This is a genomic window from Anaerosacchariphilus polymeriproducens, assembly GCF_003363435.1.
Lineage (GTDB): Bacteria > Bacillota > Clostridia > Lachnospirales > Lachnospiraceae > Anaerosacchariphilus > Anaerosacchariphilus polymeriproducens.
The window spans coordinates 1-12,104 of the sequence record NZ_QRCT01000014.1; the positions used below are offsets into that span (position 1 = coordinate 1).

13 protein-coding genes are annotated in these 12,104 nt (G+C 33.2%); all 13 read right to left on the reverse strand.

The features are described from left to right. Position 1: 1 nt before the first annotated feature. The 13 genes from DWV06_RS05405 to DWV06_RS05465 all read right to left on the reverse strand — a co-directional run bounded on the left by DWV06_RS05405 (position 2) and on the right by DWV06_RS05465 (position 11,846). Positions 2–454 (reverse strand): hypothetical protein, encoded by a 453-nt coding sequence (locus DWV06_RS05405; protein ID WP_115481161.1) that lies wholly within the window; start codon positions 452–454, stop codon positions 2–4. A 54-nt stretch (positions 455–508) separates the two neighbouring features. After that, positions 509–1,003 (reverse strand): GNAT family N-acetyltransferase, encoded by a 495-nt coding sequence (locus DWV06_RS05410; protein ID WP_115481162.1) that lies wholly within the window; start codon positions 1,001–1,003, stop codon positions 509–511. Between the two features lie 519 nt (positions 1,004–1,522). Further along, positions 1,523–2,548, reverse strand: coding sequence for an RCC1 domain-containing protein (locus tag DWV06_RS05415; RefSeq protein WP_115481163.1), 1,026 nt, complete (start codon positions 2,546–2,548; stop codon positions 1,523–1,525). A 117-nt stretch (positions 2,549–2,665) separates the two neighbouring features. Beyond that, entirely contained in the window at positions 2,666–2,917 is a 252-nt protein-coding gene (locus tag DWV06_RS05420; RefSeq protein ID WP_115481164.1) for a hypothetical protein, read from the reverse strand. 127 nt (positions 2,918–3,044) lie between these two features. Continuing rightward, on the reverse strand, positions 3,045–3,632 hold the full coding sequence (locus DWV06_RS05425) for a hypothetical protein (protein ID WP_115481165.1): 588 nt from the start codon (positions 3,630–3,632) through the stop codon (positions 3,045–3,047). A 172-nt stretch (positions 3,633–3,804) separates the two neighbouring features. Then, complete coding sequence (locus tag DWV06_RS05430; protein WP_115481166.1) at positions 3,805–4,827, reverse strand: RCC1 domain-containing protein; 1,023 nt, start codon at positions 4,825–4,827, stop codon at positions 3,805–3,807. A 3-nt stretch (positions 4,828–4,830) separates the two neighbouring features. Then, entirely contained in the window at positions 4,831–5,709 is an 879-nt protein-coding gene (locus DWV06_RS05435; RefSeq protein WP_115481167.1) for a hypothetical protein, read from the reverse strand. 500 nt (positions 5,710–6,209) lie between these two features. Next, complete coding sequence (locus tag DWV06_RS05440; RefSeq protein ID WP_115481168.1) at positions 6,210–7,235, reverse strand: RCC1 domain-containing protein; 1,026 nt, start codon at positions 7,233–7,235, stop codon at positions 6,210–6,212. Positions 7,236–7,312: 77 nt separating this feature from the next. Next, entirely contained in the window at positions 7,313–8,344 is a 1,032-nt protein-coding gene (locus DWV06_RS05445; protein WP_115481169.1) for an RCC1 domain-containing protein, read from the reverse strand. Between the two features lie 3 nt (positions 8,345–8,347). After that, positions 8,348–10,144, reverse strand: a complete 1,797-nt coding sequence (locus DWV06_RS05450; protein WP_115481170.1) for a hypothetical protein — start codon at positions 10,142–10,144, stop codon at positions 8,348–8,350. Further along, positions 10,128–10,469 (reverse strand): hypothetical protein, encoded by a 342-nt coding sequence (locus tag DWV06_RS05455; protein ID WP_115481171.1) that lies wholly within the window; start codon positions 10,467–10,469, stop codon positions 10,128–10,130. The genes DWV06_RS05450 and DWV06_RS05455 overlap by 17 nt, the downstream gene beginning before the upstream one ends. Next, positions 10,459–10,809 (reverse strand): hypothetical protein, encoded by a 351-nt coding sequence (locus DWV06_RS05460; protein ID WP_115481172.1) that lies wholly within the window; start codon positions 10,807–10,809, stop codon positions 10,459–10,461. The genes DWV06_RS05455 and DWV06_RS05460 overlap by 11 nt, the downstream gene beginning before the upstream one ends. 257 nt (positions 10,810–11,066) lie before the next feature. Beyond that, positions 11,067–11,846 (reverse strand): alpha/beta hydrolase, encoded by a 780-nt coding sequence (locus DWV06_RS05465; protein ID WP_115481173.1) that lies wholly within the window; start codon positions 11,844–11,846, stop codon positions 11,067–11,069. Positions 11,847–12,104 lie beyond the last annotated feature (258 nt).

A 12,104-nucleotide genomic window follows, 5' to 3' on the forward strand; every position in this document is an offset into this window, starting at 1 on the left:
TTTAATAGTTAGTCTTTCTTTCTAATTTCTGTTCTAATGGCTTTTCTTCAATTATTTCATTGAAACTAAGACAAGTCACTGGATTGCTCAACGCAATTACTTCACATGGAATATAGATATTTTCACCAAAATCAATAGTCAAATGTGTTTCAGAATCATAATATCCATTTGTATGGTTACGATAGCTTCCACCATATGCTTCCTGATGTTCTATTCTAGAAAGGAACTGTATATTTTTAGAATGTCCCTGATATTCTGGATAAGCCTCTGCGCTTTTCATATGATGTCCTTCAAATGCTTTACCTTCATCATCGTATGATTTACCTTTATCAATAATGGATTGCTGCTGTTCTGGAGTCCAATCTCGTGTACCTTTACCTTCAAGAACTAATTGCTGTTCAGTTACCCAAGCTTCTCTGATTGCCTTACTGGCCTCGGAAGTTCTTCTCGACATGCAATCACCCCACTATTCCTTATCCATTTTCAGGTAGAAAGTACTATTGGAATTTTATATGCTTTTCTCCATATACACAATTCCAAATTTCCGATTCAGCTTTTCGCCTACATTATGTAATTCACCTGCAACAGTAAACCCGTGGTTTTTATGAAAAGAAATACTTCCACTGTTTTCTGACGAAATTTCAGAAATTAAGTGTTCTATGTTCATCTGTTTCGCATCGCACTCAAGTTTCGACAAGCAATTGCTGCCCAAGCCTTTTCCTGTATATTCGGGGGCGATGAAATATGTCAGACATGCTGTCTTGACAAATGTCGGGCAAGTATTATATGCACTAAGTTTACAAAATCCAACAACGGTATCTTTATCAGTATCTATAAGTGCGTAAGCAGGATAACCCTCCAATTTTTTCAAAAGCATAGCATAGAATTGATCAGGCAATGCTTCTGAGGGAAATGCAGATGTACTGTTTTCAACATAGTAATTAAAAACCGTCATTATGCCTTTCTTATGTTTTTCATTCATCTTTTCAAATACAATATTCATGAATTCTCCTTTCTAATTGCGCTCTATTGGTTACTCGTAAAATGTAAATAATTTCTCTGTAAGCAATTATAGCAAATTATTTTGGCTAATAAAACAGCAAAGTGCAGATGACATTCCTCCAATAATCAAAAATAGTATTCAGTATTTGAGGATAATAGTATTACCATAAAAATCCACCCAAAATAATATTACTTTTCTATACAAAGATTTTTACAATCTTATTGAGTAATGAATTAACAAACTCAGCCGGTAACACCAAGTCATACACAACGTATATAACTTCTTGAATTTTCCTTCAAGCTTCACCTCTATTACATTTTCTACCCCATAATCTCCAGTTTCCTATGATTATTGTTGTAGCCATTTTCATAAAAATATTTATAGGTAAATAAATTGAATTTTGATACAACATATAACTCTATGAACCTATCTAGCCTCTTTACTCATCTCCTGTATTATCTTTCCAATCCTCAACCATTTCATTCCTTACTTGAATCGTCTGTTCTCCAGCTTCTTGCTTTAAAACAAATCCCACTCTTTTGGATCAACATGTCCTTTTTCCGGATTCTCTGTTATCGCTTTTGTACTATCTCCAGAAAATATTAAAGTGCCATCTTCCTGGAGACCAACTGTTATATATAATCCACCATATACTGCTAAAATATCTTTCCACTCATTCACTTCGCATTGTTTATCTTCATTGGAACCTGAAAATAATACTCTCCCATTAGATTTCAAACCCACATAGTGTTCAGCACCAGTAGCTATATCTACAATATCGGTCCATGCTTCACCTGTTTTATCTTCATATGATTCCTTTAGCTTAACCGTCCCATCTGCTGTTAAGCCCATCCAAAACGCTCCTTCTTGCTTAATCTCTATTATATTATCTACCGCAAAAGCTCCTGTCTCCACTTTACTTGTAAATGGTGTATCAAAATAATGGCTCCAAATAACTGACTTATCTTGTTTAATACCTATTACTGCATTTACATATGCTACAACATGTTTGATATCTGCCCAACCCTTAACTAAGTCATTCATTATTTGTGTTATCTGTTCTCCAGTTTCATTTTCATAAATTGTTCTTCCTGTAGATACAACTGTACCATCCGCCTTCAATCCTAAAATATGGGTATCACACGCGGATATTTCAACTATTTCTCTCCAATCTTCTGTTTCACATTGTCCTAAATCATTACATCCTGTTGCAACTACAGTCCCATCTGATTTTAATCCAGCTGAGATATAAGCTCCTGCACTAACTGCTACAATATCTTTCCAGTCTTGTGTATCACATTCTCCATACTTATTTTCCCCCCAGCTGTATACGGTTCCATCAAATTTTGCACCTAACATATGCCCCCCACCAATAGCTACTATATTTTGATAAGGTTCTATTTCTACCCTCTTTTGAACTACCGACTCTAATGGAGGCTCTTCTACTTTTTTATCTTTTATAATACGGTTACAGCTACATATACTAAATATACTAACTAATATAAAAAGTAATGTTAATAAAACTCTTATTTTTTTAATCCTCATAATCTACCTCGAAAAAATTTTTTAATATTTTTTAAATCTTCTTCTGTACAATCTTTATACTTTTCTCTCCAATCATTCTTTTCTTTGTCCGTCAAATTAACCCAACCTCTAAGTATATTACATTGTCATTTCATATATCTGCATATATTTCTTTAAATCAAATTTTGAATTTTCATATAACTTTTTTGTTTTTTTATAAACATATTCCGCATAAGCAATCCTAGCTCTAGTCTCAACAGGATCTATTTTCGCTGCGGTAATGGATGCACCTCCTGTTTCTAAGTAAACAATAGTTGCTTTTATTCCCAGAGCTTTGTAGACGTCACCTATAGATAATGTATTTTGTTTTTGTGAAATATTCGCGTTCAATTCTTCAGTTTCCTTATATAAGTTTACAATATCATAAGCTACTCCTATTGCATATTGAGCAGGTCGCGGAACTGGAACTTTTTTTAATAACCTTTTCTTTGCCTTCTCAATAATAGCCCCAACTATTCTATCTATAAATAATTATAACTTTACTTTCAAAATCTTTCTTCTTCGATTGTAATTCTTTTATCATAGCTTGATTCAGTCTTTGCTGATGGTTTTCATCCCATGGCAGCACAACATAACTGACTTTACTCTTTTTATCATTATCACTATTATAAAAACTAACCTGATAATTATCTAAGTTTACACGTAAGATAAGGCGATGAGTCGTATCGTAATTACTGTCTAGTGGATTTTTTGTACCTGAAATATTAGGCGCATACATACCAAGACCGCTAAACAAACTATATCTTGAAATTTCGTCGATTAAGTCAATTGTCTTATTATTATATTTATTATAAGGATCCATCAAATTGTAACCGGCTTTTTCCATATTCATATCTAATCTGGCTTTCATAATCCCCGCAACAACATAATAAGCTTCTGTTAATTTATAATTACTCTGACCCTTTTCTTTATCAAATTCGTAACAGCATTTTAGAATCTCCTCAATCTGTTTGGCATCTCCATTTTTTACTGCCGTCTTATATGCTTCAATGTTTTCGTTTATCTCTGCCTCACTTAAAGAAGATGGCGGGGTAACTGATTCCATTTCTTCATTACGAAAATTAAAATCGTTGCTCTAACTAAAGAGATTCCTATAAAACATTTTACAGGAATCTTCTTTCAAAGAACTACCAAAAAATACTATTCTTTCAATACAAAAAAAGTGTAGATTCACTTATATTTGAAAATCAAAAGAAAACAGATTAGTGCATTTGCAATTAAAACAAATCCCACTCTTTTGGATCAACATGTCCTTCTTCCGGATTCTCTGTTAGCGCTTTTGTACTATCTCCAGAAAAGATTAAAGTACCATCTTTCTGAAGACCAACTGTTATGTATCCTTCTCCATAAATTGCTAAAATACTTTTCCAATCTCTCACTTCACACTGACCCTCTCCATTAGTTCCTGAAGCTAATACTCTCCCATTAGATTTCAAACCCACATAATGTTCGACACCAGTAGCTATATCAACAATATCCGTCCATTCCTCACCTGTTTTATCATCATAACATTCCTCTATTTTCACCGTCCCATCTGCTAATAAAGCCAACCAAAATAGTCCCTCTTGCTTTAACTCTATAATATTATTTACTCCAAAATCTCCTGTTTGCACTTCATTTATTGACAACATATATCCACCATAATGGCTCCAAGTAGCTGATTGTTCTTGTTTAATACCTATTGCAGCATTTATAGTTGCTACAACATGTTTTATACCCTTCCATTCTTTAACCATTTCATTCCTTGTTTGAATTGTCTGTTCTCCTGTTCCTTCTTCAGGAACAATCCTGCCTGTAGATACCACTGTCCCATCCGCTTTCAACCCTAAAATATGAGTATCACATGCAGATATTTCAACTATATCTCTCCAATCTTTCGTTTCACATTGTCCCAAATCATTAAGCCCTGCTGATACTACAGTACCATCTGACTTTAATCCGGCTGAGATATATGATCCTGCGCTAACAGCTACAATATCTCTCCATTCTTTGGTGTCACACTCACCATACTTATTTTCGCCCCAGCTATATACAGTACCATCAGCTTTAACTCCTAACATATGAAATCCACCAACAGCCACTAAATTTTGATAGGGTTCTATTTCTGCTCTCTTTTTATCTACTGGCTCTAATGGGGGGTCTTTTTTTTTCTTTTTCTTATTAATATTGCAGCTACATAAACTTAAAACACTAATTATTATTAAAACATTTAATAATATAATTTTAATTTTTCTTCTCATAAACTACCTCTTAAAAAAATTTTTTATATTTTTTATATCTTCCTCTGTACAATTTTTATACTTTTCTCTCCATTTTTCCTTTTCTTTATCTGTTAAATTAAACCAACCTCTGCGATTCTTTCGATAGCCATTTTCATAAATCTGCATATAAGTCTTTAAATTAAATTTTTTCTTTTCATTTGTCTTTTTTTCTTTATTATACAGATCTTCCGCATAAGCAATCCTAGCTCTAGTCTCAACAGGATCTATTTTCGCCGCGGTAATGGATGCACCTCCTGTCTCTGAATATACCATGGTCGCTTTTATTCCCAAGGCTTTATAAACGTCACCTATGGATAATGTATTTTGTTTTTGTGAAATATCCGCGTTCCATTCTTCAGTTTCTTTATATAAAATTACAATATCATAAGCTACTCCTATTGCAACTTGAGCAGGTCCCGGAAGTGGAATTCTTTTCTTTGCTTCCTCAATGATAGCACCAACTATTTTGTCTTTAAAATAATTTTTAACTTCACTTTCAAAATCTTTCTTCTTCGATTGTAATTCTTTTATCATAGCTTGATTCAGTCTTTGCTGATGGTTTTCATCCCATGGCAGTACAATATAACTGACTTTACTCTTTTTATCTTTATCGCTATTATAAAAACTAACTTGATAATTATCAAGGTTTACACGTATGATAAGGCGATGAGTCGGATCGTAATTACTGTCTAGTGGATTTTTAGTACCTGAAATATTAGGCGCATACAAACCAAGCCCGCTAAACAAACTATATCTGGAAATTTCGTCTATTAAATCAATTGTCTTATCATTATATTTATTATAAGGATCCATTAAATTGTGACCAGCTTTTTCCATGTTCATATCTAATCTAGCTTTCATAATCCCCGCAACAACATAATAAGCTTCTGTTAGTTTATAATTACTCTGTCCCTTTTCTTTATCAAATTCGTAACAGCATTTTAAAATTTCCTCGATCTGTTTGGCATCTCCATTCTTTACAGCCGTCTCATATGCTTCAATGATTTCGTTTATTTCTGCCTCACTTAAAAGCAGATGGCGAGGTAACTGCTTTCATTTCTTCATTACGAAGATTAGAATCGTTACTCCCTAACTAAAGAGACTCCTATAAAATATTTTATTAAACGTTATGCTAATTGTTTAAATGAGCCTTAATACAAAACGGATATTTACGAGAACCTTCTTACCGTTTAAAGCCTCATTTTCATGGCATAAAAGTTTGCACAAAACATTTTACAGGAATCTTCTTTCAAAAGTTAAGCTACCAAAAAACAAACAATACTATATCTTTAAATGCAAAAAAAGAGATTAGATTCACTTATACGTGAAAATTAAAAGAAAGCAGACTGGGTGATTTTCATTTAAAACAAATCCCAATCTTTGGGATCAACATGTCCTTCTTCCGGATTTTCTGTTAGCGCTTTTGTACTATCTCCGGAAAAAATTAAAGTGCCGTCTTCTTGGAGACCAACTGTTATATACAATCCTCCATATACTGCTAAAATATCTTTCCATTCATTCACTTCACATTGTTTATCTTTATTTGAGCCTGAACTTACTACTCTTCCATTAGATTTTAATCCAATATAATGTTCATCACCAGTAGCAATGTCTACGATATCTGTCCATGCTTCACCTGTTTTATTATTATACGATTCCTTCAATTTAACCGTTCCATCCGTAAGCAATCCCATCCAAAAAAATCCTTCTTGCTTTATCTCTATTATATTATCCATTCCAAAATCTCCTGTTTCCAATTTATTTGTAAATGGCATACTACTTAAATAATTGCTCCAAATAGCTGTTGTATCTTGTTTAATACCTATTGCCGCATTTGCATATGCTATAACATGCTTAATATCTTTCCAATCTTTAACCATTTCATCTCTTATTTGAATCGTCTGTTCTCCAGCTCCTTTTTCAGGAACAATCCTGCCTGTAGATACAACTGTTCCATCTGACTTCAAACCTAGGATATGAGTAACACACGCAGAAACTTCAACTATATCCGTCCACCCTTTTGTTTCACATTGCCCTAGATCATTAATCCCTGTTGCTACTACAGTCCCATCTGACTTTAAGCCTGCTGAGATAAAATCACCTGCACTAACTGCTACAATATCTGTCCAGTCTTGTGTATTACACTCTCCAGATTTGTTTTCGCCCCAGCTATATACGGTTCCATCAGATTTTAAACCTAACATATGTCCCCCACCTACGGCTACTAAGTTTTGATAATGCTCTATTTCTGACCTCTTTTGATCTACTGGTTCTAATGGAGGTTCTTTTTCTGTCTTACTCATAGTAACATTACAACTACATAGATTTAATATACTAACCAATATAAAAATTAATATTAATAAAACTCTTATTTTTTTACTCTTCATTTATCTTCCTTTTAAAAAACTTGAGTAGCTTCACTTATATGTGAAAATCAAAAGAAAACAGACTAGGTAATTTGTACTTAAAACAAATCCCACTCTTTTGGATCAACTTGTCCTTCTTCCGGATTCTCTGTTAGCGCTTTTGTACTATCTCCGGAAAAGATTAAAGTACCGTCTTCTTGAAGTCCGACTGTAATTCTATTACCCGAATATATTGCAATGATATCTTCCCACGCTTCAACTCCCTCACACTGGTTGTATTCATTAGAACCTGAACATAATACTCTACCATTAGATTTCAATCCCACATAATGTTCAGCACCAGTAGCTATATCAACGATATCTGTCCATTTCTCACCTGTTTTATCATCATACGAATCTCGCAATTTAACCGTTCCATCTGATAACAAACACATCCAAAAAAACCCTTCTTTCTTTATTTCTATAATATTATTCAAACCCATAGTTCCTGTTTCCACTTTATTTGTATATGGCATATAACCACCATAGTGACTCCAGATAGCTGATTTATCCAGTTTAATACCTGTTGCTGAATTTACATATGCTACAACATGTTTAATATCTTTCCAATTCTCAACCATTTCATTCCTCGTTTGAATTGTCTGTTCTCCCGCTCCTTCTTCTGGCACTATCCTTCCTGTAGATACCACTGTACCATCCGATTTCAAACCTAAAATATGGGTATCACAAGCAGATATTTCAACTATATCTGTCCAATCTTCTGTTTCACATTGCCCTAAATCATTACAACCTGTTGCAACTACAGTCCCATCTGACTTTAATCCGACTGAGATATATGCCCCTGCACTAACAGCTACAACATTCGTCCAATCTTGGGTATTACATTCTCCATACTTATTTTCTCCCCAGCTATATGTAGTTCCATCAGCTTTAACACCTAACATATGAAATCCACCAACAGCCACTAAGTTTTGATAGGATTCTATTTCCGCTCTCTTTTTATCTACAGGCTCTAATGGAGGTTCTTTTTCTTTCTTTTCTTTAGTTATATGGTTACAGCTACAAATACTAAATATACAAACTAAAATAAATACTAATGTTAATACAACTCTTATTTTTTTACTCTTCATAATCTACCTCTTAAAATATTTTTTAATATTTTTTAAATCTTTCTCAGTACAATCTTTATACTTTTCTCTCCATACATTCTTTTCTTTGTCCGTCAAATTAACCCATCCTCTTAGTATATCTCCATATCCATTTTCATATATTTCCATATAAATCTTTAAATTAAATTTAGCATCATCTTTCTCTTTATTCTTATTATACAAATATTCCGCATAAGCAATCCTAGCTCTAGTCTCAACAGGATCTATTTTCGCTGCGGTAATGGATGCACCTCCTGTTTCTGAGTAAACAATAGTTGCTTTTATTCCGAGTGCTTTGTAGACATCACCTATGGATAATGTATTTTGTTTTTGTGATATATCCGCGTTCCATTCTTCGGTTTCTTTATATAAAATTACTATATCATAAGCTACTCCTATTGCAAGTTGAGCAGATCCCGGAAGTGGAACTTTTTTTAATAACCTTTTCTTTGCCTTCTCAATAATAGCCCCAACTATTTTGTCTTTAAAATAATTTTTAACTTCACTTTCAAAATCTTTCTTCTTCGATTGTAATTCTTTTATCATAGCTTGATTCAGTCTTTGCTGATGGTTTTCATCCCATGGCAGTACAACATAACTGACTTTACTCTTTTTATCTTTTTCGCTATTATAAAAACTAACTTGATAATTATCTAAGTTTACACGTATGATAAGGCGATGAGTCGGATCGTAATTACTGTCTAGTGGATTTTTTGTACCTGAAATATTAGGCGCATACAAACCAAGCCCGCTAAACAAACTATATCTGGAAATTTCGTCTATTAAATCAATTGTCTTATCGTTATATTTATTATAAGGATCCATTAAATTGTGACCAGCTTTCTCCATATTCATATCTAATCTGGCTTTCATAATCCCCGCAACAACATAATAAGCTTCTGTTAATTTATAATTACTCTGACCCTTTTCTTTATCAAATTCGTAACAGCATTTTAGAATTTCCTCAATCTGTTTGGCATCTCCATTCTTTACAGCCGTCTCATATGCATCAATGATTTCGTTTATCTCTGCCTCACTTAAAGAAGATGGCGGGGTATGTAATAAATAATAAACTCTTTCTAGATTTACTTTATCATTAACGACCGCTGGTTGATAAATTTTCGTTGTCAGTTTCTTCTGTGTCGGGTCCGAGCAAGACTTAAAACTTTTTGCAGCTTCAGAATCAAGTGTATCTACTTCTTGAGAATAAGTATACAATGTATCATAAAAATCCATCAAAGCATCTTCTTGATCCTGGAATGCCTTTTCTATCATGAATGACTCCGAATCCAAATTAAAAGTAGAGTATTTTAGATTGCTGACATAACCCATAGTTAGTTCATCTTTCGCCTGCTTCCATTTCTTTCTCTCTTCATTCGTATCGTCACCACCTATAGAATGTAACTGACTTAATACTTTCGTTGTTGAAGATTCCTCCATCGAAAGGGTTCCTCCCCCTTTTCTATCCTCTGAATAAAAGCTTTTACCTTCAAATTTCACAACATTTGGAAAATCATCACAACGGTTCAAACTGGTTCTGGCTTGTGACAGGTTATTTCCCAAAATACTCGTCATATCTTCCATAGAACTCACAGTCATTGCATAAAAATGTTCCCTATAAGTATTGATTGCATTGATACATGCCTCTTTACTTATACCCTTCCAGCAATTATTTAACCTGTCCGAAATTGAAATTAAATCTGCCTGTACTTCTTTTAATGTGGATACGGCTTTTTTATATTCCTTATAAGTATCAGACAATGTATCAATTTTTACTTTCATTTTCTTTTTCCTCCTGATGCATTTTTTTGTCTTCTGCCTCCAATGATACCAATGTCTGATTTTCAAGGTTCGAGATCTCTGTTGTTATTTTCATGATAACAGAAATTATTATGTTCGCAACATCATCTCTTACTTCTTTCACATTTTTTTCCAGATCATTTTGATTTTTTGTAGTAAATGCGTTGTCACATAATCTAGCTACACTCGAAAGATCTGATTCAACTTCAGAATCTAAGTTTTTTAATTCATATAAATATTTTAATGCTGTATTTAATCTTGTAATGTCATCCTTGCAATTAGCAATATCAACACATCTACACGCCATTATTTGCCGCCTCCGTTTCTACGGCTACTTCATCTAATAGTGAATCCATTGCTCCATCTACCTCTTTTATGTCCTGAAGTGTACCTGCTATTCCTGCCATTAAATTTTCAATTGCTTTTATATGATTACTTATAGCATTTTCCTGCGATACAGATGCATTGAGAAATGATGTTCCCCCTTCACCTTTCCACGATTTTCCTAAATCTGCATTTTGTTTGTGCAATATATTGCTCATTGTAATTAACTTCAATCTAGTTCTTTCTAACTCCTGTAATTCCTTCTTAACTTCTGCGTCATCTATCTTTGTTTCCTTCGCAGAACCCATATTATTATTCTCCATAACTCTCTCTCCTTATTAACTTTTATATAAAAATGCACAACTGTAAAAACAGCTGTGCAAAGATTAATAACTTTATCGTTTAAATTCATAATCAGTACGAAATACTAGATAAAATATAACTTTCCTTACACTCTTTCCCCAAAAGTATTATAACAAAGTTTCTGATTCATTCCAAGTATGAATCTTTCTATTTTTACCCTGTATTGTCATACCATTCCATATTTTAAATTAACAAATCAAAAAATAAATACTATCTTTTAACGCGAAATCTTTTCTAACGCTTTCTGAAGAGACTCATTAAAGAAATACCAGTCATGTTGTCCTTCCCACTCTTCGTATGCAAAATCAAAATTAAGTTTTTCCATATCCTCTTTAAAACGCAGGTTAAATTCCCTAAACTCGTCTTTTGTTCCACATGTTGTGTAGATTGAAGGTTTTATATCCTTTTGATCCAGCCTCTTAGCCAGTTCCAAAATTTCATCCTCCGGAGTCCACTTCACATCAGAACCAAAGGCATAAAAAAAGTCATTGATCAATTCTTCACCATAAATTTTCTTTATTTCTTCTATATTATTACTACTCCTTAAGAAATCCAAAAATTCTTTCAGATATAAACAAACAGGTGCAGACGCAAAACAAAAGCTATATTGTTCCGGTTTGGATAAAGCACACTTCAAAGCACCATATCCACCCATAGAAATCCCCAGAACCATAGTATCTTCTCTATTGGAAGAAATATTGAACATATTTTTACAAATTTGGGGAAGTTCTTCCGTAACATAACTAAAATACTTTAATCCATACTGCATATCCGTGTAAAAACTTCTGGCAACCTCAGGCATGATAAATACAATGTCATATTCATTAGCATAAACCGGAAGCATTGTATAATCCACCAAATCCCCACTTCTACCACAACGCCCATGTAATAAATAAGCTACTTTGTAATTTCCTTCATGCATTTTCGAAGGTGCCACAACTGTAATTCCAGTCTCCATTTCAAGTAATTTTGAAAACATATTTCCTCGTAATATCATTTAACTTAACTCCTTTTTTATTATTAATAATAATCATCATATCAAAAGCAAAGTTAAATAGATTCATCACTCCATGCAATTTTACTATTTAACTTTGCATGGAGTTACTACAATACAAAACTTCATTTTTTCTACCTCCTTTAATTTTCTATACTCCTAATTTTATGTTAACCATAATTAATTAAGTTTTTCTTTTAATTCGCTTCTTTAATATACCATAGCTGTATAAAACTGTCAAAATATCATCAATATGTTGAA